This is a genomic window from Actinomadura sp. NPDC049382, assembly GCF_040677125.1.
Taxonomy (GTDB): domain Bacteria; phylum Actinomycetota; class Actinomycetes; order Streptosporangiales; family Streptosporangiaceae; genus Spirillospora; species Spirillospora geliboluensis.
The window spans coordinates 1-23,256 of sequence record NZ_JBFARO010000086.1 but is presented as its reverse complement, the minus strand read 5'-3'; the positions used below and the strand labels follow the sequence as shown (position 1 = coordinate 23,256).

General features: G+C 74.3%; 19 protein-coding genes. 12 read left to right on the top strand and 7 right to left on the bottom strand.

Features of this window, described 5'->3' with window-relative positions; all coding sequences use genetic code 11:
* Positions 1–86: 86 nt before the first annotated feature.
* Together AB0K34_RS33420 and AB0K34_RS33415 are read right to left on the bottom strand one after the other, a co-directional pair.
* The gene (locus AB0K34_RS33420) at positions 87–854 is read right to left on the bottom strand and encodes an SDR family oxidoreductase (RefSeq protein WP_138638832.1); all 768 of its coding nucleotides are present in this window, start codon (positions 852–854) and stop codon (positions 87–89) included.
* A 9-nt stretch (positions 855–863) separates the two neighbouring features.
* Positions 864–2,315 carry an NAD(P)/FAD-dependent oxidoreductase gene (locus AB0K34_RS33415; RefSeq protein WP_138638831.1) on the bottom strand — a complete coding sequence of 484 codons (1,452 nt, stop codon included), beginning with the start codon at positions 2,313–2,315 and terminating at the stop codon, positions 864–866.
* Positions 2,316–2,430: 115 nt separating this feature from the next.
* On the opposite strand from AB0K34_RS33415, the gene AB0K34_RS33410 reads away from it, so the two are divergent.
* From AB0K34_RS33410 to AB0K34_RS33395, 4 genes are all read left to right on the top strand, one after another.
* Positions 2,431–4,902 carry a DUF4132 domain-containing protein gene (locus AB0K34_RS33410; protein ID WP_364552949.1) on the top strand — a complete coding sequence of 824 codons (2,472 nt, stop codon included), beginning with the start codon at positions 2,431–2,433 and terminating at the stop codon, positions 4,900–4,902.
* 62 nt (positions 4,903–4,964) lie between these two features.
* Positions 4,965–6,617, top strand: coding sequence for a DUF4132 domain-containing protein (locus AB0K34_RS33405; RefSeq protein WP_138638829.1), 1,653 nt, complete (start codon positions 4,965–4,967; stop codon positions 6,615–6,617).
* Positions 6,617–8,932, top strand: a complete 2,316-nt coding sequence (locus AB0K34_RS33400) for a DUF4132 domain-containing protein (protein ID WP_364552947.1) — start codon at positions 6,617–6,619, stop codon at positions 8,930–8,932. Before AB0K34_RS33405 ends, AB0K34_RS33400 begins: the two co-directional genes overlap by 1 nt.
* Positions 8,932–9,324, top strand: coding sequence for a hypothetical protein (locus AB0K34_RS33395; protein ID WP_138638827.1), 393 nt, complete (start codon positions 8,932–8,934; stop codon positions 9,322–9,324). The genes AB0K34_RS33400 and AB0K34_RS33395 overlap by 1 nt, the downstream gene beginning before the upstream one ends.
* On the opposite strand, the gene AB0K34_RS33390 is transcribed toward AB0K34_RS33395, so the two are convergent.
* Positions 9,321–9,986, bottom strand: a complete 666-nt coding sequence (locus AB0K34_RS33390; protein WP_138638826.1) for a helix-turn-helix domain-containing protein — start codon at positions 9,984–9,986, stop codon at positions 9,321–9,323. The two genes, AB0K34_RS33395 and AB0K34_RS33390, sit on opposite strands and share 4 nt — an antisense overlap.
* An 83-nt stretch (positions 9,987–10,069) precedes the next feature.
* Here AB0K34_RS33390 and AB0K34_RS33385 point away from each other — a divergent pair, with 83 nt between their 5' ends.
* Together AB0K34_RS33385 and AB0K34_RS33380 are read left to right on the top strand one after the other, a co-directional pair.
* Positions 10,070–10,930, top strand: coding sequence for an aldo/keto reductase (locus AB0K34_RS33385; protein WP_301177325.1), 861 nt, complete (start codon positions 10,070–10,072; stop codon positions 10,928–10,930).
* A 56-nt stretch (positions 10,931–10,986) separates the two neighbouring features.
* The gene (locus AB0K34_RS33380; RefSeq protein ID WP_338072593.1) at positions 10,987–11,553 is read left to right on the top strand and encodes a PadR family transcriptional regulator; all 567 of its coding nucleotides are present in this window, start codon (positions 10,987–10,989) and stop codon (positions 11,551–11,553) included.
* Positions 11,554–11,557: 4 nt separating this feature from the next.
* Here the strand turns inward: AB0K34_RS33380 and AB0K34_RS33375 are convergent, their stop codons facing one another.
* A complete protein-coding gene (locus AB0K34_RS33375) occupies positions 11,558–12,544 on the bottom strand; it encodes a diacylglycerol kinase family protein (RefSeq protein ID WP_138638824.1) in 987 nt (328 codons plus the stop codon).
* Positions 12,545–12,719: 175 nt separating this feature from the next.
* Here AB0K34_RS33375 and AB0K34_RS33370 point away from each other — a divergent pair, with 175 nt between their 5' ends.
* From AB0K34_RS33370 to AB0K34_RS33350, 5 genes are all read left to right on the top strand, one after another.
* Positions 12,720–13,718, top strand: a complete 999-nt coding sequence (locus AB0K34_RS33370) for an alpha/beta hydrolase family protein (protein WP_301177253.1) — start codon at positions 12,720–12,722, stop codon at positions 13,716–13,718.
* A 20-nt stretch (positions 13,719–13,738) separates the two neighbouring features.
* The gene (locus tag AB0K34_RS33365) at positions 13,739–14,626 is read left to right on the top strand and encodes an amidohydrolase family protein (RefSeq protein WP_301177254.1); all 888 of its coding nucleotides are present in this window, start codon (positions 13,739–13,741) and stop codon (positions 14,624–14,626) included.
* 144 nt (positions 14,627–14,770) lie between these two features.
* Positions 14,771–15,865, top strand: coding sequence for a cellulose binding domain-containing protein (locus tag AB0K34_RS33360; RefSeq protein ID WP_301177255.1), 1,095 nt, complete (start codon positions 14,771–14,773; stop codon positions 15,863–15,865).
* Positions 15,866–15,890: 25 nt separating this feature from the next.
* Positions 15,891–17,393 carry a cellulase family glycosylhydrolase gene (locus AB0K34_RS33355; protein ID WP_301177256.1) on the top strand — a complete coding sequence of 501 codons (1,503 nt, stop codon included), beginning with the start codon at positions 15,891–15,893 and terminating at the stop codon, positions 17,391–17,393.
* A gap of 2 nt (positions 17,394–17,395) precedes the next feature.
* On the top strand, positions 17,396–19,390 hold the full coding sequence (locus AB0K34_RS33350; protein WP_301177257.1) for a glycoside hydrolase family 44 protein: 1,995 nt from the start codon (positions 17,396–17,398) through the stop codon (positions 19,388–19,390).
* A gap of 25 nt (positions 19,391–19,415) precedes the next feature.
* Here the strand turns inward: AB0K34_RS33350 and AB0K34_RS33345 are convergent, their stop codons facing one another.
* From AB0K34_RS33345 to AB0K34_RS33335, 3 genes are read right to left on the bottom strand one after another with little or no spacing between them, the layout of a single operon-like run.
* Positions 19,416–20,453 carry a cation diffusion facilitator family transporter gene (locus AB0K34_RS33345; protein ID WP_301177258.1) on the bottom strand — a complete coding sequence of 346 codons (1,038 nt, stop codon included), beginning with the start codon at positions 20,451–20,453 and terminating at the stop codon, positions 19,416–19,418.
* Entirely contained in the window at positions 20,450–20,854 is a 405-nt protein-coding gene (locus AB0K34_RS33340; RefSeq protein WP_138641266.1) for a metalloregulator ArsR/SmtB family transcription factor, read from the bottom strand. Before AB0K34_RS33340 ends, AB0K34_RS33345 begins: the two co-directional genes overlap by 4 nt.
* Positions 20,855–20,878: 24 nt before the next feature.
* On the bottom strand, positions 20,879–21,913 hold the full coding sequence (locus AB0K34_RS33335; RefSeq protein ID WP_301177259.1) for a DUF6777 domain-containing protein: 1,035 nt from the start codon (positions 21,911–21,913) through the stop codon (positions 20,879–20,881).
* A 102-nt stretch (positions 21,914–22,015) separates the two neighbouring features.
* Between AB0K34_RS33335 and AB0K34_RS33330 the strand changes: the two genes are divergently transcribed.
* Positions 22,016–23,256: protein kinase (locus AB0K34_RS33330; protein WP_364552945.1), on the top strand; the 1,241-nt coding region annotated here is incomplete at its 3' end.

Below are 23,256 nucleotides of genomic sequence, written 5' to 3'. Positions count from 1 at the left end.
ATGTCGTTCGGCGCGCCATCGAATCGACCTGTCCTTTCAGCCTGCCCCCTCCGTCCCGTCGTTGCAAGTGACTGCTTACTTGACGCTCAGTCGTACCGGCGGCCAGTGGTGGACGACAGCCGGGTGACCAGCCCGCGCGGGACGAGCCGGGCCGCGCCCGCGAGCGCCTTGTACTGCGCGCCCGGGATGCTGATCTGCGCGCCGCGGCGCAGGTCGCGCAGCGCGGTGTCGACCACGTCGTCCTTGTCGAGCCACATGAACTCCGGCAGGGCCGACATGTCCATGTGGGCGCGCTCGTGGAACTCGGTGCGCACGTAGCCGGGGCACAGCGCCATCACCCGGACGCCGCCGCGCGACCGCTGCCGCAGGTCGGCCGCGATGCCCTGGCTGAAGCTCACCACCCACGCCTTGGACGCCCCGTAGGTGCCGCGCGTCGCGAACGCCGCCATCGACGACACGTTGACCACGGCGCCCCGGCCGCGCTCCAGCATGCCCGGCAGCGCCGCGTGCGTGAGCCGCAGGACGGCCTCGCAGTGCACCTTCAGCATGGTCAGCTCGTCCGACACCGGGACGTCGAGGAACACGCCCCGGTTGCCGAACCCGGCGTTGTTGACCAGCAGGTCCACGTCCTCGCGGACGCGCTCCTCGGCCGCGGCCAGCCCGTCCTCGGCGGACAGGTCGGCGGGCAGGGCCTCGGCCCGGACGGCGTAGTGGTCGCGCAGCTCCGCGGCGGTGCGGTCCAGGCGCTCGGCGTCGCGGGCCAGCAGGACCAGGTCGAACCCGTCGGAGGCGAGGCGGCGCGCGAACGCGTGGCCGATGCCCGCGGTCGCGCCGGTGATGAAGGCGGTCGGCATGCCCCGAGCCTAGGCCGCCCGCCGCGCGGTGAAGTGCCGCGGGTCCGGTCGGCGCGTCGCGCGGCGGTAGGCGAAGGTGAACCCGGGCCAGTTGTTGACCACCGTGCCGTCGGCCGTCATGTACCAGCTCTGGCAGCCCGCCTCCCACACGGTCGTGCGCATCCGCTCGCGCATCTCGCGGGTGAAGGCGTCCTGGACGTCCGGCTTCACGTCGATCCAGGCGAGCCCGGCGCCGCGCAGCGCCTCCACGCAGCCGAGGACGTACCGGAACTGCGACTCCAGCATGTAGATGATCGAGTTGTGCCCCAGGTTGGTGTACGGGCCGTAGAGCAGGAACAGGTTCGGGAAGCCGCTGACCGTGATGCCGAGGTGCGCCTGCGCGCCGTCGCGCCACGCCTCGTTCAGCTCCCGGCCGTCCCGTCCGACGATCTTCATGGGGGAGAGGAACTCGGTGGAGCGGAACCCGGTCCCGTAGACGATGGCGTCCACGTCGTAGGCGCGGCGGGCCGTCCGGACGCCGGTCGGCGTGATGCGCTCGATCGGGTCGGTGACGAGGTCGACGTTGGGCCGGGCGAGCGCCGGATAGTAGTCGCTGGAGATCAGGATCCGCTTGCAGCCCATCGGGTAGCCGGGGATCAGCGCGTCCCGCAGCACGGGGTCGTCGATGCCGTCCCTCAGGGTGTTCTTGAAGCGGTTCTCCAGCATCGCCATCAGCTTCGGGTACTTGATGAAGCCCAGCGCGCGCGCCTCGTACGCCAAGTACGTGTAGCCGCGGTTCAGCTCCCACAGCCCCGGGACGTGCTTCATGGCGGCCTGCTGCCACGGCCGGTACACCCGGTCCGGTTTGTCGATCACGTAGGGCGCGGACCGCTGGAACAGCCGCAGCTCCGCCGCCTCCTTCGCGACCTCCGGGACGAACTGGATCGCGCTCGCGCCCGTCCCGATCACGGCGACGCGCTTGCCGCGCAGGTCGGCGCCGTGGTCCCAGCGCGCGGAGTGGAAGCTCGTCCCGGCGAACGAGCCGCGCCCCTCGATCTCCGGCAGCACCGGCCGGTTCAGCTGCCCGCACGCCGAGACCAGGACCCGCGCCTCCAGGTCGCCGCCGGTCGTGGAGATCCGCCAGAGCGCGGCGTCCTCGTCGAAGCGCGCCTCGGTGACCTCGGTGCCGAACCGGACCTTGTCCAGCACCCCGTACTTGCGGGCGCAGTGCCACAGGTAGTCGAGGATCTCCGGCTGCGGCGGGAACCGGCGCGTCCAGTCGGTCTTGCGCTCGAACGAGAACGAGTACAGGTGGGACGGGACGTCGCAGGCCGCGCCGGGGTAGGTGTTGTCCCGCCAGGTGCCGCCGAGTCCCGCGGCCTTCTCCAGGACCACCACGTCGTGGACGCCCGCCTCCCGGAGCCGGATCGCCATCCCGATCCCGCCGAACCCGCTACCGATGATCACCACGCTGTGCGCCATGGCCGTCCCGAACCTCGTTCTATTTGCGGTACCCCGAGCGTAGGTGACCACGAGGTCACTGACCAGGTGTCGCGATCGCCCGGTTTCTGTCGGTCCCGTCTGCCAGCATCGCGCCATGCTCCACGACTCCCTCGTCGCCGAGTCTCGTACGGGCGACGGCCTGGACGGCGTCCGGCTCGCCGCCCTCGCCGACGCCCGCTGGGCGCTCGACCTCCTCGCGCCGATGGCCTTCCCCGAGCTGCTCGACCCGCGACTCACCTCGGGCCGGCTCGGTGAGCGCGAGTGCGCCGCGCTGCTCGACAAGCGGCGCGAGCAGCAGCGGGCGGCCATCCGCACGGAGTTCGGGAAGCGGCTGCCGTCCTCCTCGGACGCCGGGCTCAGGGCCTTCGTGGTGGCGTTCTTGCTCGCCTCGCGCACGCACGACTGGCTGCTCTGGCAGTACGCCTCGGACCTGCGCCGGTCGTCCTCCGGGGCCGGAGGCTGGTCCCGCGACGAGGCCGCGGTGCTGCTGGAGTGCGCCGCCGGCATCGCCGACGGCAACCGGATCCCCGAGGCGCTCAACGCGGCCCTGACCGCCACCGAGTCCCTCGCCGCCGAGCCCCTGCGGGACCTGGAGCCCAGGCTGCGGAATCTGTCCGCCGTGCTCGCCCGGCTGGACCTCCCGGGCGGCTTCCGCCCCTCGCTCGTCGGACGGCTGTGGGGGCTGCTGGAGACCCTGGACGAGACCCTCGTCCCCGACGGGCTGCTCCCCGTCCGCGACTCGTGGGCGGCGCGGCTCCGCGACCTCGCGCAGGCGGAGCCGACGGTCGAGGCGGCCCGGTTCGTCCGGCATCTGGCGGCCCTGTCGGCGCCGCGCCCCTCCCAGAAGTGGCGGCGCGAGTGCGTGTCCCTCGCCGACGCGGCCTCGGCCCGCGCGGCGATCGCCGACGCGCTCCGCGGCCTCGCCGAGGACGAGGAGCCCGGGTACTACGGGCTCGTCCACCAGAACCACGGTGACCTCGCGCGCGGCGTCGTCTGGGCGGCCGCCCTGACCGCCGGCCCCGCCACGGCGTCCCACCTGGAGGCCCTGGCCCTGCGCACGGGACGGGACGGCAGCGGCCTCCCGGAGGACCTCAAGCTCGCGGGCGCGTCGATCAACGCGCTGGCCGCGCTCGCCGACCCCGCCGCGCTGGAGTCGCTGTGGCGGTTGCGCGCCAAGACCAGGCACCGGGCGCTGCGCAAGCAGCTCGACACCGCGCTGGAGACGGCGGCGGGGCGGCAGGGCATCACGCCCGCGCAGCTCGTCGAGCGGACCGTGCCCGCGCACGGCCTCGCCCCGGACGGCTCGGCGGAGCGGGTGATCGGCGCGCACACCGCGCGGGTCGCGATCGAGGACGCGGCGACCGTCCGGCTCACCTTCGCCGGCCCGGACGGGCGCCCGTCCCGGACGGCCCCGGCGGCGGTCAAGGACGGCTTCCCGGCGGAGCTCAAGGAGCTGAAGGCGCTCGCCAAGGAGGTGCGGGCCACGCTGTCGGGCGAGCGGGCGCGCATCGAGGCGCTGATGTCGGAGGAGCGCGTCTGGCCCTTCGCCGAATGGTGCGAGCACTACCGCGACCACCCGGTCACCGGTGTCCTCGCCCGCGGCCTGATCTGGGAGTTCCGAGACGAGGGGGGCGACTGGCGCGCCGCGCTCGGCGACGCGGACGGCAAGCCCGCCGAGGTGCGGCTGTGGCATCCCATCCGGGCCGCGCTCGACGATGTCCGCGCCTGGCGGGAGCGGGTCGCCGACGAGCAGGTCCGGCAGCCGTTCAAGCAGGCGTTCCGGGAGATCTACCTGCTCACCCCCGCCGAGGAGGAGACCGGCACGTACTCCAACCGGTTCGCGGCCCACATCGTCCGCTACGCGCAGCTGTACGCGCTGTTCAAGGAGCGCGGCTGGCAGTCGAACTTCCTCGGCCGCCACCAGGGCGGCTACAACGGCGAGGCGCGCGGCGAGTTCGGCGGCGGGGAGTGGCGGGCCTGCTTCCACCACGAGCCCGCCGAGGAGGACTTCGACTACGCCCCAGCCCACGCGACGACCGACCAGGTCCGGTTCGAGCGGCGCAGCGGCCGCCGGTGGCGGGAGGCGCCGCTCGCCGACGTCCCGCCGGCCGTCTTCAGCGAGGCCATGCGCGACGTCGACCTGTTCGCGGCCGTCACCTCCATCGCCGCCGACCCGCGGTGGGCCGACGGCGGCGAGGAGCGCTTCACCGCCTACTGGCGCGGGGCGACGGTCGGGGAGCTGACCGCGAACGCCGAGGTCCGCCGCGCCGCGCTGGAGCGGATCCTGCCGCGCACGAAGATCGCCGCCCGCTGCCGGATCGAGGGCCGCTACCTGGTGGTCCGGGGCGAGCTGCGCACCTACAAGATCCATCTGGGCTCGGCGAACGTGCTGATGGAGCCCGACGGCGCCTACCTGTGCGTCGTCCGGGCGAGCGGCCGGGGCCAGGGCGCGCTGTTCCTGCCGTTCGAGGACGAGCGGCTGTCGCTGATCCTCAGCAAGGCGTTCCTGCTCGCCGCCGACCACAAGATCACCGACCCGGCGATCACCCGCCAGCTCGACCGCTGAGCGGCGGGCGCCGATCAGCGAAACACCGGGAACCCGCCGCGGCCTTCTGGAAAGATCACCCCATGTCAGACGACTCCGCCGACCTCCGGGCGCATCTGGACGCGCTCAACGCGCCGCGGCCGACCCGCGCCTGGCGCCGCCGCACGCTGGAACTCCTGGCCGACCCCGCCGCCCGCGACGAGGTGCTGCGCAGGGTGCGCTGGTACGCGACGAAGGAGCCGGACCTCGTCGGCGGCCGGCCGTTCTCCGACCCGTCGCTGCGCGCCGAGCCGGGCGGCCGCGGCCGGGTGTGGGCCGCCGCGCTGCTCGGCGACCCCGGCGTGATCCCGCTGCTGGACGTGATCGCGCGCCGCGCCGCCGGGGTGACCCGCGAGTTCGAGCCGTCCGCGAAGCTCGCGGGCGGGGCCGTCAACGCGCTCGGCGAGTTCACCGACCCGCGCGCCCTGGACGTGCTGCGCGGGCTGAGCCGCGACGTCCGCTACCCGGGCCTCGGCCGGCAGATCGCCGCGGCCGTCGAGGCGGCGGCGGCCCGCCGCGGCATCACCCCCGCGCAGCTGGTGGAGCGCGGCGTCCCCGGGCACGGCCTCGGCCGCGACGGCTCGCTCGCCCGCGACATCGGCGCCTACCAGGCGGTGCTCGTCATCGCCGACCCGCTGACCGTCCGGCTCACCTTCACCGGCGCCGACGGCCGGCCGCTGCGCACCGTCCCCGGCGCGCTCAAGGTCCCGTTCGCCGCCGAGATCAAGGAGCTGAAGTCGCTGGTGAAGCAGGTCCGCGCGACGCTCGCCGCCGAGCGGACCCGGGTCGAGGCGCTGATGGCGGTCGAGCGCTCCTGGCCGTACGCCGAGTGGTGCCGCTACTACCGCGACCACCCCGTCACCGGCGCGGTCGCGCGCGGCCTGGTGTGGGAGTTCGAGGCGCCGGGCGGCGTCTGGCACGCGGCCACCCCCGGCGAGGACGTGCTGGTGACGGTGGACGGCCGGGCACTGCCCGAACCGCCCGCGGAGGCGCGCGTCCGGCTGTGGCATCCCGCGCGGGCCTTCCCGGGCGCCGTGCGGGCGTGGCGCGGCTTCGTGACCGGCAACCGGATGGCGCAGCCGTTCAAGCAGGCGTTCCGCGAGACCTACCGGCACGCGGGCCCGCACGGCCGCGCCGTCGCCGAGCCCGCCCCGGATTTCGACGGCGAGCTGCGGCGGGTCTTCGCCGAGGGCGAGTGGCGGGTCTGCCGCCACGGCGGCACCCGGTTCGAGCGGAAGACCGCCGGCCGCTGGCGGGAGGTCCGCCCGGCGGACGTGCCGCCGCTGGTGTTCAGCGAGGGCGCGCGGGAGGTGGACCTGTTCCTGCGGGTCACCTCGCTCACCGAGGAGGAGCCGTTCGGCGCGCCGTCCGCGAGCGCGGAGATCCGCGGCGACGTGCTGCGCCGCGTCCTGCCCGGCACCAGGATCGGCGCGCGCTGCGCGGTCGACGGCCGGTTCCTGGTCGTCCGGGGCGAGCTGCGCACCTACAAGATCCACCTGGGGTCGGCGGGCGTGCTGATGGAGCCCGGCAACGCCCGGCTGCGGGTGGAGCCCGCCCGCCGGCCGGGGCCGAAGGGGCTGTTCCTGCCGTTCGAGGACGAGCGGCTCACCCAGATCATCGGCCTCGCCGCGCTGCTCGCCGCCGACCACCGGATCACCGACGAGGCCGTGCTGCGGCAGATCAGGCGGGGCGCCTGATGGAGCTCGCCGCGCGGCTGCTGCGCGCCATGACCGCCCCGACCGCGGCCGACACCGAGGACTTCCGCGGCTGGTACGGCGAGATCGGACGGCTCTCCGACGCCGAACTCGGCGGCCTCCTGCCCGTCGCGTACGGGCTCGGCCGCGCGCCGGACCATGTCTCGACCTGCGTCCGGTTCATGGTGGAGGAGGAGGTGAAGAACCGTCAGCCGCGCTTCACGCCGGAGGCGTGCGAGCAGGTGTTCGTGGCGCTCGTCGACGGGCTGACGGCCCGCAAATGGGCCGATATCGCCCTGGGGGCGGCGGCGCTGGCCCGCTGCCAGGGCCCGTGGCCCGATGTCGCCGGCCCCGCGGCCACGCTGGTCGACTACCTCCTCGACCACGACCGCGCCGAGAAGCCCTTCGCCCTCCTCGCCGTCGGCGGGGTCGCCGGAGACGGCGTCCTGCGGCGCACCGCCGGACGCCTCCGCCGCGGCAGGACGGGCGAGATCGCGCTGGACGAGTTCGCCGTCGCCGTCCGGCTCGCCCCCGAGGAGCGGGTACTGCTGGCCGAGCTGGACCGGGCCCGCGCCCACGACTCCCCGCCGCACCTCCCGGACGCGTGGGAGCGCGTCGCCGCGATCCCCGAATACGCCCGGTTCGCCCGCCGCGCCCTGGAGACCGCGGGCGCCCGCGCACGCGCGATCCAGGACGGCGAGATCCCGTACCGGGCCGACGCGGCGTTCACCGCCGACGAGGTCCAGGCGCTCGGCCGCGCCGCGCGCCTCGCGCTGCTGCGGGACGAGGAGTGGCTCCCGGCCTTCTTCGACCGCCTCCTCCCCGACATCTCGATCGCGCCGACCCAGGCGAGGACGCTGCCGTCGCAGGCGCTGCTGTACGAGATCGTCCGGGCCGGGCTGGACTTCCCGACGCCGGAGCTGGTCGCCGCGATCCGGCACGTCCGGCGGAACGTCCGGCACGCGGGCGTGCCCAAGCAGCTCGACAAGATGCTCAAGAAGGCCGACGCGGCCCTGGGCGAACGCGCCGAGGTCGCCCTCCGCCTCCCCGACCCCGGCGTCCTGCGCCGCGACCTCGGCGGGTGCACCGCCGAGATCACCGTCGCCGGCAAGGCCGCGCTGACCTTCGAGAAGGACGGCAGGGCGCTGAAGGGCGTCCCCGCGGCCGTCCGGCGCGACCACAAGGACGAGCTGAAGGAGCTTCGCGGCCTCGTCAAGCGCATCGACGCGCAGGTCGCCACCCTCGTGCGCGCCCTGGAGGGCGGCTTCACCGCCGACGCGACCCACCCCTTCGGCCGGTGGCGGGACACGCTCGTCCACCACACGATCGCGGGGCCGACCGTGCGCGGCCTGATCTGGGAGATCGAGACCGCTCCCGGCGAGTGGCGGGCCGTGCTGCCCGAGGCCGGCGCGATCCCGGACGCCGCCGAGGACGCGCGCGTCCGGCTGTGGCACCCGATCAGGGCGGAGCCGGACGAGGTGCGGGCCTGGCGCGACCTGGTCGTCGAGCGGCGGATCAGGCAGCCGTTCAAGCAGGCGTTCCGCGAGATCTACCTGCTCACCCCGGCCGAGGAGCGGACCGGGACGTACTCCAACCGGTTCGCCGCCCACCTCGTCCACTACCGGCGGATGTTCGCGCTGTTCCGGGCGCGCGGCTGGACCAGCGGCCTGCTCGGCCCGTGGGACGCGGGCGGCGCGGACGAGGCGGCGCGGACCCTCGCGGCGGGAGAGTGGCGGGTCCGGTTCTCGCACGTCCTCGCCGACTGGGAGCACGAGCAGGAGATCGCCGGCACGAACCGGGTGCTGTTCGACCGCCGCGTGGACGGCGCCTGGCGGAGCGCGCGGCTCGCCGACGTCCCGCCGCTGGTGTTCAGCGAGGCGATGCGCGACGTCGACCTGTTCGTCGGCGTGACCTCGATCGCCGCCGACCCGGCGTGGGAGGACGGCGAGGGCCGCGAGTACTGGGACCGCGCGTGGCACGCCGAACCGGCCGAGACGACCCGGACCCGCGCCGACGCGCTGGCGCGCATCCTGCCCCGCACGAAGATCGCCGACCGCTGCTCGCTCGACGGCCGGCACCTGGTCGTCCGCGGCGAGCTGCGCACCTACAAGATCCACCTGGGCTCGGCGAACATCGCGATGGAACCGGACGGCGCGTACCTGTGCGTCGTCCCGGAGCGCCGCGCGGCCGGCGCCGGGGTGTTCCTGCCGTTCGAGGAGGAGCGGCTGTCCCTGATCCTCAGCAAGGCGTTCCTGCTCGCCGCCGACGACGAGATCACCGACGAGTCGATCCTGACGCAGATCAAGCGAGGTGCCTGATGGCCGCCGTGACGTTCAAGGACGAGACCGCGACCGGGCGGCCCCTCGCCGAGGTCCGGCTCGACGGGCTGCCGGAGCGCATGACCGTCCGCGAGCTGATCCGGCTCCGGGTCCGCGAGGAGGTCGCGCGGCACAACGCGCGGCCGTCCGACCGGTTCAACGGCCTGGTCCGGCCGGACGACGCCGAGGCGGAGCTGAACGGCTACCGGCTGCGCGAGCCGCGCCGCGTCGACTGGGAGCGGCAGGCGGAGATCGCCGAGGCGGCGTTCCGCGCCAACGGGTTCTTCGTCCTCGCCGGGGACCGGCAGGTCGAGGACCTCGACGAGGAGGTCGACCTCACCGCCGGCCCCGAGCTGGTGTTCATCAAGCTCGTGGCGCTCGCGGGCGGCTAGCCGAGCAGGCCGGACTCGTGGGCGCGGATGCCGGCCTGGAAGCGGGAGTCGGCGTCCAGCAGCGTGAGGATCTCCGCGACGCGGCGCCGGTAGGTGCGCAGCGACATGCCGAGCCGCCGCGCCGCCGCCTCGTCCTTCAGCCCCGCGGCGAGCAGCCGCAGGATGTGCCGGCTCTCCGCGCTCAGCGCGGGCGGCCGGTCGCGGCGGTGGTCGGCGAGGTCGGCCGCAGTCTCCCAGGACGCCTGGTACAGCGAGACGACGCCCTCCACCACGCCCGGCGACCGGACCACCGTGTACTCGCGCACGCCCGCCGCCGGCGGGCCCGCCAGGATCGCGACCCGCCGGTCCACGATGATCGTCTCGTGCGGGAGCGGCGCCGTGCAGATCCGCACCCGGACCCCGGCGCGGGACAGCTCCACCAGCCGCCGCTCGGACTCCTCGTCCGCGAGCGCCGCCGGGGTGTAGAGCTTGCGGACGGCGGGCCCGGGACCGGCGCGGCGCCGCGCGGCGACGATCGCCTCCCGCGCCCCCGGCATCGCCCACGTGTTCATGTCCGTCGCGGCGCAGGCGAACTCCTCGCACGCCTCGAACAGCCGCCCGGCGCGCTCGACCAGCTCCGCCTCGCCGCGCAGCACGACGTTCCGGTCCAGATCCACGCTCATCCCCACCGAGTCTGCCACGCCGCGGCTGGCAGCAACCTGCCAGCGGCTCGCCGCGCCCCGGGCCGTGCGGCACGGTGAAGCGCATGACCACGGAGAACACCTTCGACATCGGCGGCGACCTGCGGGTGAGGCGCCTGGGCTTCGGCGCGATGCGGCTGCCCGTCAGCACCCTCGGCGGCCCGCCGAACGACCGCGCGACCGGGCTGAAGATCCTGCGGCGCGCCGTCGAGCTGGGCGCCGACCACATCGACACCGCCGCGTTCTACTACCACCGGGACGGCGCCGCGGCCAACGAGATGATCCGCGCGGCGCTGAGCCCCTACCCGCCCGGCCTGGTCATCGCCACCAAGGTCGGGCCGTACCGGGGGCCCGGCGACGCGCACCCCACCGGCCAGCTGCCCACGTCCGCGCTGCGCGGCGAGGTCGAGCGGAACCTGCGCGAACTCGGACGCGACCACCTCGACCTCGTCTACCTGCGGCACGGCGGGCTGGAGGCGCCGTCGGACGAGCCGATCGGCGAGCGGTTCGCGGTCCTCGCCGGCCTGCGTGAGGAAGGTCTCATCCGGCATCTCGGACTGAGCCACGTCAGCGCCGCGCAGCTCGCCGAGGCGCGGGAGATCGCGCCGGTCGCCGCGCTCCAGAACCGGTTCGACATCACCCGGCCGGAGGACGCCGGACTCCTGGAGGTCTGCGAGCGCGAGGGCATCGCCTACGCGCCGTACTTCCCGCTCGGCGGCTTCGGCATCCCCGACGAGGCCCGCGTGACCGCGGTCGCCGCCGCGCGCGGCGCGACCGTCCCGCAGGTGCTCCTCGCGGGCCTGCTGGCCCTGTCGCCGGTCACGCTGGCGATCCCCGGCACCGGCTCACCGGAGCACCTGGAGGAGAACATGGCCGCCGACGGCCTCGCGCTCACCGCTGCGGAACTCGCCGCGTTGCGGAGCTGACCACCGGGCCCCGCCCGGACCGTCTACCCTGGACGGGTTTTGCCGATCAGGGGGAGATGATGTCGACGACGCGGCTGCTGGTGCTCGGCGGGGTGCGGCGGTTCGGGCGGGCGCACGGCTACGAGGTGCGCCGCGAGCTGATGTCGTGGGGCTCGGACGAATGGGCCCACGTCAACCCCGGCTCGATCTACCACGCGCTGAGGCAGCTCGCCAAGGAGGGCCTGCTGCGCGCCCACGACGTGGAGGAGAGCGAGGCCGGGCCGCCGCACACCGACTACGAGATCACCGACGCGGGCCGCGCGGAGTTCCTGCGGCTGCTGCGCTCCGCCCTCGCCACCGTCGACATCCGCCATCCGGAGATGCTGACGGCAGGGCTCGGGTTCCTCACCGAGCTGCCGCGCGCCGAGGCGGTCGCGCTGCTGCGCCGCCGGCTGGACGGGCTGGCCGGCTGGCGCGCGTCGGTCGCGCCGCACCTGGCCGAGCAGGACCCGTCCGACCACCTGCGCGAGCTGCTCGGCTACTGGGTGCACTCCGCCGAGTCGGCCACGGCGTGGACGCGGGGGCTGATCGAGCGGCTGGAGGCCGGCGCGTACACCATGGCGGGGGAGGCGGCGCCGGGGTAGCCGGTCAGGTGTCGAGGAACGCCTGCGGGACGATCACCCGCAGCGCGTTGCCGCGCAGCCTGATCGAGACCGGGGTGCGGCCGCGGATCTCGCCGTCCACGTCGACCCGCATCGGCGGGTCGGTCTCGATCTCGACCCGCGCGGTGGTGAGGAACGCGTCCTCGCTCAGCGACCGCCACTGCCCGGTGAGGACGTGCCGGGCCGTCGCCGACGCCAGCCGCAGCCGCCGCTCGTCGCCGAGCCGGTAGACGGCCAGCAGCCGGTCGTCGGGGCTGGCGTCGCGGGCGATCCGCTGCCCGCTGTGGTGCGCGCCGTTGGCGATGTTCAGCTGGTGCGTCGCCAGCTCGCGGGTCTCGCCGTCGATCGTGACGCGGGCGGTGAACGCCTCGTGCCGGGGCAGCAGCCGCGCCGCCGTCAGCGCGTAGGCGGGCCGCCCCACGAACCGCTTGAGCGCGTGCGGGACGTTCTCGGCGACCTGCACCGACAGCCCGAGGCTCACCATGTTCGCGAAGATGTGCTCGCGGTCGGCGCCGGGGCCCGCGCCCTGCGGGTCGCCGGTCGACTCGAACCAGCCGACGTCCACGTCCGCGACCTTCCCGGCGCCGGGCCGGCCGACGGCGAGGGTGCGGACCGCGCCGGGCAGGTCGAGCGGGAGCTCCAGGCTGCGGGCGAAGTTGTTGGTGGTGCCGAGCGGCAGCACGCCGAGCGCGATGTCGCGGTGCGCCAGATGCCCGACCGCCTCGGCGACCGTGCCGTCCCCGCCGCCGACGACCACGAGGTCCGGCTCCAGGGCGAGGACGTCGGCGAACAGGTCGCGCAGCCGGGTCGGGTCGGTGACCGGGAACACGTGCAGGAACTCCACGCCGGACTCGCGCAGCAGGCGGCGGGCCGTGCCGTACAGCCGGCGGCCCCGCCGCGACCGGGAGTTGATCACCAGCACCGCGCGCCCGCCGCCCGCGATGGCCGACTCCAGCTCCGCCTTGCTCCGCATCTCGGCGCTCCGCATCTCGACCGGTCGCCCTCCCTCGTCCGCGTCACCCTACAAGGGGGTCCGGACCGGAACGTCCGGCCCGACATTTTATAAACCGATTACTCAACGTTGAAACATGCCGCCGAGTGGGGATCCTTACAAGGAAAGCACTTCTGGTTGACCCGGGGCGAAAATCATGCGGCTGCGCGGTGTGGCGGGAGCGGGATTCATCGTTGCGGTCGCCGGGCTCGCGGCGTCCGTCGCCGCGGGCGGCGCGGCCCCCTCGGCCGGCCGCGCGGGCGGCGCCGCCGTGGTCGGCGAGCGCCGGCGCCGCTGCCGGGTCCTGGACCTGGCCGTCCGCTCGCCCGTCCTGGACGACGTCGCCCGGGTGCGGCTGCTGCTGCCGCGCGGCTGGTCGCGGGACGCGACCCGCACCTGGCCGGCGCTGTGGCTCCTGCACGGCGCCGGCGCCGGCCGCGACGGCCACACCGCCTGGAGCGACCACACCGACATCGAGGAGCTGACCGAGGACGCCGACGTCCTCGTCGTCATGCCGGACGGCGGGCCGTGCGGCAATTACACCGACTGGTGGAATCGCGGGACCGGCGGCGTGCCGCAATGGGAGACGTTCCATCTCGCCGAACTCCGGCAGATCCTGGAGCGCGGATACCGCGCCGGCCCGGACCGCGCCATCGCGGGGAACGCCATGGGCGGGCTCGGCGCGCTGGCCTACGCGGCCCGGCACCGCGGCCTGTTCCGGGCGGCGGCCTCGTTCAGCGGGCCGCTGCACACCCTGTACCGCGACCCGTCCGGGCTCGACGTCGCCGACCTCGTCGAGCTGGGCGTCGCGATCGGCACTCCGGGCCTCGACTGGACGGACGTGTGGGGCGACCCTGACGAGCAGCGCGTCGTGTGGCGCCAGCACAATCCCTACGACCTGGCCGGGCGGCTCGCCGGCGTCCGCCTGCACATCAGCGCGGGCGACGGCGGACCAGGTCCGTACGATCCGCGGCCCGGCGCCGGGCCGGACGTGCTGGAGCGGCTCGCCCGCACGGTCGGCGAGGAGTTCGCCCGCAAGCTCGGGAAGCTGGGCATCCCGGTCACGACGCACTTCTACCGGGGCACCCACACCTGGCCGTACTGGCGGCGGGAGCTGCGGCGGGCGCTGCCGGACCTGCTGGCGGAGCTCGGCTGACCGGCCACTAGGGTCGGGGCGTGGCCGAACCCCGTTCTGACGCAGCCGTCCCCGCGTTCTGGCAGGCGCTCGGGCTGCCCGGCATCATCGACGTCCACGTCCACTTCATGCCGCAGCGGCTGATGAGCGCGGTGTGGGAGTACTTCGACGAGGCCGGGCCGCTGATCGGCGCCGAGTGGCCGATCACCTACCGGGAGTCGGAGGAGGAGCGGCTGGCTTTCCTGCGCGGCCTCGGCGTGCGCGCGTTCACCTCGCTGGCCTACCCGCACCGCCCCGGCATGGCCGAGTCGCTGAACGACTGGACCGCGCAGTTCGCCGCCCGCGTCCCCGAGTGCCTCCAGACCGCCACGTTCTTCCCCGAGCCCGGCGTCGCGGAGTACACGGCCCGCGCCCTGGAGGCGGGCGCCCGGGTCTTCAAGGTCCACCTCCAGGTCGGCGGGTTCGACCCGCGCGCCGAGGAGCTGGACGCGGTGTGGGGGATGCTCGCCGACGCGGGGGTGCCCGCGCTCGTGCACGCCGGGTCCGGCCCGGTCGCGAACGGCTACACCGGGCCCGGCCCGTTCGGGGAGGTCCTGGCCCGCCACCCGGACCTGACGGCGATCGTCGCGCACATGGGCGCCCCGGAGTTCGACGGCTTCTTCGCCCTCGCGGACGCCTACGAGCGCGTCCACCTGGACACGACGATGGTGTTCACCAGCTTCGCCCGGCTGGCCGACTTCCCGGACGCGCTGCTGCCCCGGCTCCGCGAGCTGGGGCTGGCGGGGCGCGTCCTGCTCGGCACCGACTTCCCCAACATCCCGTACCCGTACGCCCACCAGCTGGAGTCGCTGGCCGCCCTCGACCTCGGCGACGACTGGCTGCGCGCGGTCTGCCGGGACGGCGCCGCCCGGCTCTTCGGGCTGCCGTAGCGGTGCCGTGGCGGGCGGCCCGCCCGTTTCACGGCCTTTCACGCCGGACGGCTGGTCACCGCGGGCGCGGTGCCGCGTTCTTGACAGCGTTCGCGGCGCCCGCGACTTTGGGAGCGCTCCCACACCGTCGAATGAGGTTCCGCAATGAGAGCGCGTCTGAAGAGCTGTGCCGTCCTTGCCGCGGCCCTGCTGGCGATCCCCCTGTACTACGTGGCCCCCGCGTCCGCCGCGACGCAGTTGTGCGGCGCCACCGACACGACTCCTGTGAGCGGCGGCGCGTACATCGCGCAGAACAACATCTGGGGCGCGGACACCCCGCAGTGCATCACCGTGGACGGGACGTCCTTCACCGTCGACTCGGCCGGGCACAACAACGCCACCAACGGCGCCCCCGCCGCGTACCCGTCCTTCTTCAAGGGCTGCCATTGGGGCCAGTGCACCTCCGGCAGCGGCCTCCCCGTGCAGGTCGGCGGCATGCCGGCCGTCACCAGCGACTGGAGCACGACGCAGCCGTCCTCGGGCGCCTACAACGTCTCCTACGACCTCTGGTACGACAGCCACCCGAGCACCGCCACCGACCCCGACGGCGCCGAGGTCATGATCTGGCTGAACCACCGCGGCGGCGTCCAGCCGGCCGGGTCGCGGGTCGCGACCGGCGTCCAGATCTCCGGCGCCACCTGGGACGTCTGGTACAGCCGGATGAACTGGAACTACATCGCCTTCGTCCGCACCTCCGGCACCACGTCGGTCAACGACCTCGACCTGCGGGCCTTCACCGCGGACGCGGTGTCGCGCGGCTACATCGACAATGCCTGGTACCTCATCGGCGTCGAGGCCGGGTTCGAGCTGTGGCAGGGCGGGGCGGGCCTCGCGACGAACTCCTTCGGCGTCGACGTCGGCGGCCCCACCACGCCGCCCACCACGCCCCCGCCGTCCTCGGACGGATGCTCGGCCACCCTGCGCACCGACAACGCCTGGAACAGCGGGTTCACCGCCACGGTGACCGTGACCAACGACGGCGACACGCCGCTGTCGGGATGGTCGGCGGACTGGACGTTCTCCGGTGACCAGCGCGTCGTCAACGGCTGGAACGCCACCGTGACGCAGAGCGGGTCGTCCGTCCACGCCGTCAACGCGGGCTACAACGGCGCCGTGCCCGCGCACGGCTCGACCAGCTTCGGCTTCCAGGGCACGGGGTCCGCCCCCGGCGCCCCGGCCATCACCTGCACGGCCCGCTGACGGACACGGAAGAGGAGAACGATTCATGACCGGGTCCTCCACGGCCAAGCGCGCACTCCTGATCGCCATGGCCGCGCTGCTGGCACTGGTGTTCGTCCCCGCACCGGGCACGGCCCGCGCGGCGGGCACCGGCTACTGGCACACCAGCGGCCGGCAGCTGCTCGACTCCAACGGGCAGCAGGTGCGGATGACGGGCATCAACTGGTTCGGCGCCGAGACGTCGAACTTCTCCCCGCACGGGCTCTGGACGCGCGGCTACAAGGACATGCTCGACCAGATCAAGAGCCTGAAGTACAACACGCTGCGGCTGCCCTACACCAACCAGCTGTTCGACTCCGGCAGCGCGCCGAACAGCATCGACTACTCCAAGAACCCCGACCTGCAGGGCCTGACCGGGCTGCAGATCCTCGACAAGATCATCGACTACGCCGGGCGGATCGGGCTCAAGGTCGTCCTCGACCGGCACCGCCCCGACGCCGGCGGCCAGTCCGCGCTCTGGTACACCGACGCCTACCCCGAGTCGCGGTGGATCTCCGACTGGGAGATGCTCGCCCGGCACTACGCGGGCAACACCACGGTCATCGGCGCCGATCTCCACAACGAGCCGCACGCCCCGGCGTGCTGGGGCTGCGGTGACCAGAGCAAGGACTGGCGGCTCGCCGCCGAGCGGGCCGGGAACGCGATCCTCGCCGTCAACTCCAACTGGCTGATCATCGTCGAGGGCGTGGACGGCTACAACGGCGACAACTACTGGTGGGGCGGCAACCTGCAGGGCGCCGCGCAGTACCCGGTGCGGCTGAACGTCCCGAACCGGCTCGTCTACTCCGCGCACGACTACGCCACGTCCGTCTACCCGCAGCCGTGGTTCGACGACCCCGCCTTCCCGTCCAACATGGCGGCGATCTGGGACAAGAACTGGGGCCACCTCTACAAGAACAACGTGGCGCCCGTCCTGCTCGGCGAGTTCGGGACGACGCTCACCGACCCGCGCGACCAGACCTGGCTGCGCACGCTCATGGCCTACCTCGGCACGGGCGCGAGCGGGATGTCCTTCACCTTCTGGTCGTGGAACCCCAACTCGGGCGACACCGGCGGCATCCTCAACGGGGACTGGACGACCGTCAACACCGCCAAGCAGTCCTACCTCGACCCGTACCTGCTCGGCGCCTTCGACTCGGGCGGCGGCGACCCCGGCCCCGGGGACCCGCCGGGCGTCTCCTGCGAGGTCGCCTACCAGGTGCAGAACAGCTGGCAGGGCGGCTTCACCGCCCAGGTCACCATCACCAACACCGGCTCGGCCGCGCTGAACGGCTGGACGCTCGGCTTCGCCTTCCCCGGCGACCAGAAGATCAGCCAGGGCTGGAGCGCGACCTGGACCCAGTCCGGGGCCGGCGTCACCGCGAAGAGCCTGGACTGGAACGGCGCGCTCGCGGCCGGCGCGTCCGTCACGGCCGGGTTCCAGGCGACGGGGTCGTCGGCCGGCGCGCCCGCCGCGTTCGAGCTCAACGACCAGCCCTGCGAGTCCTGACCATGGCCGCCAGGAGCAGGACCCTGCTCGCGGGCGCCCTCGCCGCCGCGCTGCTGCCGTGGGCGGCCCCCGCGGCGCGGGCGGCGGACGGGCCGGCGCTGACCGTCGACCCGGCGGCGTCCCGCCACGCGATCAGCCCGGACGTGTACGGGATGAACTTCGCCGACGAGGCGCTCGCCAAGGAGCTGCGGCTCCCCGTGCGGCGGTGGGGCGGCAACGCCACCACCCGCTACAACTACCTCTACGACGAGACGAACCGGGGCTCGGACTGGTACTTCGAGAACGTCCCCGGCCCGGCGCCCGACCCGGCGGCGCTGCCGGACGGCTCCGAGACCGACCAGTTCACCGAGCAGGACCGCCGGACCGGCACCGGCACGATCCTGACCGTCCCGCTGATCGGCTGGACGCCGAAGGGCCGCGACTACACCTGCGGCTTCAGCGTCGAGAAGTACGGGCCGCAGCAGGGCGCCGACGCCCAGTGGCGCCCCGACTGCGGCAACGGCGTCAAACCCGACGGCACCGACGTCACCGGCAACGACCCGACGGACACCAGCGTCCCCGCCGGGCCGCGGTACATCACCGACTGGCTGGCGCACCTGACCGGCAAGTACGGGCAGGCGAAGGACGGCGGCGTCCGGTTCTACAACCTCGACAACGAGCCGGACCTCTGGCACGCGACCCACCGGGACGTCCACCCGAAGGGCGCGGGCTACGACGAGATGCGCGACCAGACGTACGCGATCGCGGGCGCCGTGAAGGCCGCCGATCCGGGCGCCAAGACGCTAGGACCGGTCGGCTGGGGCTTCCAGTCGCTGACGATGTCCGGCCTCGACAAGCAGACGTGCGACCGCGAGGGCGGCGACTGCTGGTCGAACCCGCCGGACCGGGCCGCGCACGGCGGCGTCCCCTTCGCCGTCTGGTACCTCCGGCAGATGAAGGCGTACGAGCAGGAGCACGGCACCCGCATCCTCGACTACTTCGACGAGCACCTCTACCCGCAGCAGAGCGGGGTCGCGCTCGGCGACGCCGGCGACGCGGCGACGCAGGAGCTCCGGCTGCGCTCCACCCGCCAGCTCTGGGACCCCGCGTACACCGACGAGAGCTGGATCGGCCAGCCGATCGAGTACATCCCGCGCATGCGCCGCCTGGTGGACGAGAACTACCCCGGCACCAAGCTCGCGATCACCGAGTACAACTGGGGCGCCCTCGGCCACATCAACGGCGCGGTCGCGCAGGCCGACGTCCTCGGGATCTTCGGGCGGGAGGGCCTGGACCTCGCCACGCTGTGGGCGCCGCCGGGCGCGTCCGACCCGGGCGCCTACGCCTTCCGCATGTACCGGAACTACGACGGCGCCGGGGCGTCCTTCGGCGACACGTCCGTCAGGGCGGCGAGCGCCGACCAGGGCAGGCTGGCCGTGTACGCGGCGGAGCGCTCGTCCGACAAGGCGCTCACCCTGATGATCGTCAACAAGTCGCTGACCGACGACCTGACGAGCACCGTCTCGATCGCCGGGCGGTCGGGCACGGCGGCCGGGCACGTCTACCGCTACGGCGCGGACGACCTGGCGTCGATCGTGCACGAGCCGGACGTGACCGTCGGCCCGGACGGGTTCACCTCGACGTTCCCCGCGTCCTCGATCACGCTGGTCGAGATCCCGGCGGACGACGGGCCGCCCGCGTCGGCGTGCAAGGTCGGCTACAAGGTGCTGAGCCAGTGGGGGAGCGGGTTCACCGCCGAGGTCACCGTCGCCAACACCGGCACCTCGCCCGTCTCCGGGTGGACGCTCGGGTTCGCGTTCGCCGCCGGCCAGCGCGTCACGCAGGGCTGGAGCGCGGCCTGGGCGCAGGACGGCGCGGACGTCACCGCCCGCAACCTGTCCTGGAACGGCACCGTCCAGCCGGGCCGCTCCGTCGTGATCGGCTTCAACGGGTCGAGCGGCGGGACGAACCCGCCGCCCGCGTCCTTCACCCTGAACGGCACGCCCTGCCGCCAGTGATCACCGGGCCGCCCGTGATCGGGGGTCAGTGATCACAGGGCGCGCTGCCCGCGTGATCGTGGGGCCCGCCGGCCTCCGCCACATGGCGGGGGCCGTGCGCGTCCTCGCAGTGCACGTGCGCGCCGCCCGCCCGCTCGGCGACGTGGTCGACCTCCAGCGTGGTGTGCGTGATCCCGTACGCGTCGCGCAGCAGCTCCTGGAGGTCGCGGCGGACGGCGTGGCAGTCGCCCTGCGTGTCGACGAGCACGTGCGCCGACAGCGCCGGGTAGCCGGAGCTGACCTCCCACACATGCAGGTCGTGGACCTCCTCCACGCACGGGCGGCGGGCCAGCCGGGCGCCGAGCTCGGACGGGTCGAGGCCCGCCGGCGCGGCCTCCATGAGCACCCGGCCGGCGTCCCGCAGCAGCCCGTACCCGGCCTTGATCATCAGCGCCGCGACCACCAGCGAGGCGACCGCGTCGGCGCGGGTCAGGCCCGCCGTCCACACCAGCAGGCCGGCGATCGCCGTGGCGATGAACGCGAACAGGTCGTTGAGGATGTGCTGGAACGCGCCCTCGACGTTCAGGCTGCTCCGGTCGGCCCGGCTGATCAGGAAGGTCGCGGCGACGTTGACGGCGATGCCGGCGAGGGCCGTCCAGAACACGAACTGGCCCTCGACGGCGGGCGGCTCGACCAGCCGCCGGACGCCCTCGTAGACGAAGTAGGCCGCGAGCAGCATCAGTGTCAGCCCGTTGAGCTGCGCGGACAGGATCTCGGCGCGGCGCAGGCCGAAGGTGTAGCCGCCCTTCGGCGGGCGCGCGGCGATGCGCATCGCGACCAGCGCCAGCGCGATCGCGAACGCGTCGGTCATCATGTGCGCGGCGTCGGAGATCAGCGCCAGCGAGCCGGAGACCACGCCGATGGCCGTCTCGGCCGCCATGAAGACGAGGATCAGCGCCAGCGCGCCGCCGAGCAGCCGCCGGTCGGCCCCCGCCGAGATCGCGTGCCCGTGGCCGTGCCCGTGGCCGTGCCCGTGCCCGTGGCCGTGGCCCGTGCCCTCGTCCGGCCTGCCGTGCCCGCTCATGCGCCTTCCTCCCCGTGGCCGACGTGGGTGAGGGCGAGGTCGAGCAGCATCCGGACGTGCGAGTCGTCCAGCCGGTAGTAGGCCATCCGGCCGGCGCGGCGGACCCGGACGACGCGGTTGGCGCGCAGCAGCCGCAGCGCGTGCGAGACCGCGGACTCCGAGTGCCCGCAGGACGCGGCGATGTCGCACACGCACATCTCGCCGCCCTCGAGCAGCGCGATGATCACCCGCAGCCGCCCGGGATCGGACAGCAGCCCGAACACCTGGGCCAGCTCGGTGATCGTGTCCGTGCCCGGCAGCGCGGCGGTGACGATCGCGACCTTCTCGGGATCGACCACCCGGACCGCGCACGCGTCGGCGGTTCCCGCGGCGGCGGGCACGACATCTGACTGGCTGCTCATATGAGCAAATGTAGCGCATTGCCCTCAGGAGATCCCGGGGGCCGGCTCCGTGGCCGGCGGCAGCGAGACCGGCGTGCCCGGCCCGCCCCCTTCCGGGGGCTCCGTCCCGGTGCCCGTACCCGGGTCGCCGGACGTCACGCCGCCCGACTCCGGGGAGGTCCCGGGCGCGGGCGAGCCGGTGCCCGGCGACTCCGCGCCCGGCGATTCGAGGCCCGGCGACTCCGTGCCGGGCGACTCGGCTCCGGGGGAGCCCGGCCCCGAGTCCGACGGCGACGGCGTGTCGCCCGACGGGACCGCGGTCTCCGCGGGCGGCAGTTCCGCGGGCGGCCCGTCCGCCTCGCCGGCGGTCGCCCGGGGCCGCTCGAACCCCATCGTCGCGCCCGGGTCCACGAGCACGAACGCGGTGATCTTCCCCTTCCGGGAATCCCGCGGCGCGATCCTGGTGACATTCCGCCGCTCGAATCCCGGCCAGGAGCGGCCAGTATAGGACGCGTTCCCGGTGGAGATCTTTTTCTCCGGCGGAGTGAGCGGATTGCCGCAATTGCACTTCACCGCGGGCACCCCGCGGCCATTGACGAGAACGCCCATTCCGGCCTGGAGGACGGCGGGCCCGCTGGTCGCCCTCCCGTTGTCGTAGCCGTGGTTGGTGACGAGCGTGTCGGTGCGCAGCAGCACCGGCGTCAGCCGCGACACGTAGCGCGGGACGTCGCTGACCGGAATGCCCTGAACGCCCGCCCACGCCCGCGCCTTGTCCGGGTTGGCCTGCAGGAACTCGATCAGCTTCCGCTGGTCGCAGGTCGAGGCCCGCCGCGTCCCGCCGTAGAGGCCGGGGGTGTCGCCGGCCTTCGTGCCGCCCGCCCGCGGCGGCTCCTTGACGCCGAGCTGGTCGGTGCCGGCGACCAGCGTGTACGGGTCGGGGCCGGGCGATCCGACGGTCAGCCGGGTGATGGCCGCGCCCGCGTCCCCGCAGCCGGCGAGCCCGCCCGCCGCGAGCGCCAGCGCCGCGACCGCCGCCGCGGCCGCCCGCCGCCGGACAAATGGTGAATGGATCTCGCGCATGCGTCTACTCCCGCCCCCGGGCTCGCCGTACCTATACTCTTCGATGCCGGGCGGAGCGGATTTGTGCGCGGCGGAATGCTCCAGTTTTCGCGGGGGTGCGAAATGGCGGGCCCGATACCACTCGACGCCGCAGACCCGACCCGGCTCGGCGGCTGGGAACTGCTCGCCCGGCTCGGCGCGGGCGGCCAGGGGTCGGTCTACCTCGGCCGCCCCGTGGACCCGGCGGCCGGGCCGCCGCGCGTCGCCGTGAAGCTGCTGCACGCCCGGCTGCTCGGCGACGCGGACGCGCGGGAGCGGTTCGTCCGCGAGCTGGCGCTGCTCCAGCGGGTCGCCGGGTTCTGCACCGCGCAGATGCTCGCCGCCGACACCGCGGGCGACCGCCCCTACATCGTCAGCGAGTACGTGCCGGGCCCGTCGCTGCGCGCCCTCGTCCTCGCGGAGGGGCCGCGCGCCGGCGCCGACCTCGACCGGCTCGCGATCAGCTCGGTGACGGCGCTGTCGGCGATCCACCGCGCGAACGTCGCGCACCGCGACCTCAAGCCGCAGAACGTCCTGATGGGCCCGGACGGCCCGCGCGTGATCGACTTCGGCATCGCCCGCGCGTTCGCCGCCGGCGCCACGCTGACCAGCCAGGTCGTCGGGACCCCCGCCTACATGGCGCCCGAGCAGTTCGCCGGACGGGCCGGGCCCGCCGCCGACCTGTTCGCCTGGGCGGGCACCCTGCTGTTCGCCGCGACCGGCCGCGACCCGTTCGCCGGCGGGCCGCTGCCCGCCGTCATGTACCGGATCCTGCACGAGACGCCCGACCTGCGCGTCCTGCCCGCCCCGCTCGCCGAGGTCGCCGCCGCCTGCCTCGCCAAGGACCCGGCCGACCGCCCCGCCTCCGAGGACGTCCTGCTCTGGCTCCTCGGCCACCGCACCACCCGGACCCCGACCGAGCGCCTTCCCGCCCCCACGATCCCGGCCCCGCAGCCACCGCCCACCACACCGCCGGCCCCCACCCCCTCCCTCGGCGCCCCCGCACCGCCCCAACCTGCCGCACCGCCGGAAACCGCCCCGCCGCCGGGATCGGCCGCACCGCCGGGCTTTGCCGCACCGTCGGGGTCTGCCGCACCGTCGGGCTTTGCCGCGTCGCCGGGGTCTGCCGCGTCGCCGGGGTCTGCCGCGCCGCCAGGATTTGCCGCGTCGCCGGGGTCGGCGGCGGTGCCGGGATTTGCGGCGCCGCCGGGGTCTGCCGCAGGGCCGGAGGGTGGTGCGCCGCGGGGCTTCGACGGGGCCTCTGGGGAGCCGCGGCCGGCCGCGGCCGCCGGGCGGCTGCCGCTCGGGGCGGCCCTGGCAGATCG

What these genes read in the sequence shown, in the direction of transcription:
- AB0K34_RS33420 (WP_138638832.1), bottom strand. Translation starts at nt 854, where the DNA reads ATGCCGACCGCCTTCATCACCGGCGCGACCGCGGGCATCGGCCACGCG.
- AB0K34_RS33415 (WP_138638831.1), bottom strand. Translation starts at nt 2,315, where the DNA reads ATGGCGCACAGCGTGGTGATCATCGGTAGCGGGTTCGGCGGGATCGGG.
- AB0K34_RS33410 (WP_364552949.1), top strand. Translation starts at nt 2,431, where the DNA reads ATGCTCCACGACTCCCTCGTCGCCGAGTCTCGTACGGGCGACGGCCTG.
- AB0K34_RS33405 (WP_138638829.1), top strand. Translation starts at nt 4,965, where the DNA reads ATGTCAGACGACTCCGCCGACCTCCGGGCGCATCTGGACGCGCTCAAC.
- AB0K34_RS33400 (WP_364552947.1), top strand. Translation starts at nt 6,617, where the DNA reads ATGGAGCTCGCCGCGCGGCTGCTGCGCGCCATGACCGCCCCGACCGCG.
- AB0K34_RS33395 (WP_138638827.1), top strand. Translation starts at nt 8,932, where the DNA reads ATGGCCGCCGTGACGTTCAAGGACGAGACCGCGACCGGGCGGCCCCTC.
- AB0K34_RS33390 (WP_138638826.1), bottom strand. Translation starts at nt 9,986, where the DNA reads ATGAGCGTGGATCTGGACCGGAACGTCGTGCTGCGCGGCGAGGCGGAG.
- AB0K34_RS33385 (WP_301177325.1), top strand. Translation starts at nt 10,070, where the DNA reads ATGACCACGGAGAACACCTTCGACATCGGCGGCGACCTGCGGGTGAGG.
- AB0K34_RS33380 (WP_338072593.1), top strand. Translation starts at nt 10,987, where the DNA reads ATGATGTCGACGACGCGGCTGCTGGTGCTCGGCGGGGTGCGGCGGTTC.
- AB0K34_RS33375 (WP_138638824.1), bottom strand. Translation starts at nt 12,544, where the DNA reads ATGCGGAGCAAGGCGGAGCTGGAGTCGGCCATCGCGGGCGGCGGGCGC.
- AB0K34_RS33370 (WP_301177253.1), top strand. Translation starts at nt 12,720, where the DNA reads ATGCGGCTGCGCGGTGTGGCGGGAGCGGGATTCATCGTTGCGGTCGCC.
- AB0K34_RS33360 (WP_301177255.1), top strand. Translation starts at nt 14,771, where the DNA reads ATGAGAGCGCGTCTGAAGAGCTGTGCCGTCCTTGCCGCGGCCCTGCTG.
- AB0K34_RS33355 (WP_301177256.1), top strand. Translation starts at nt 15,891, where the DNA reads ATGACCGGGTCCTCCACGGCCAAGCGCGCACTCCTGATCGCCATGGCC.
- AB0K34_RS33350 (WP_301177257.1), top strand. Translation starts at nt 17,396, where the DNA reads ATGGCCGCCAGGAGCAGGACCCTGCTCGCGGGCGCCCTCGCCGCCGCG.
- AB0K34_RS33345 (WP_301177258.1), bottom strand. Translation starts at nt 20,453, where the DNA reads ATGAGCGGGCACGGCAGGCCGGACGAGGGCACGGGCCACGGCCACGGG.
- AB0K34_RS33340 (WP_138641266.1), bottom strand. Translation starts at nt 20,854, where the DNA reads ATGAGCAGCCAGTCAGATGTCGTGCCCGCCGCCGCGGGAACCGCCGAC.
- AB0K34_RS33335 (WP_301177259.1), bottom strand. Translation starts at nt 21,913, where the DNA reads ATGCGCGAGATCCATTCACCATTTGTCCGGCGGCGGGCGGCCGCGGCG.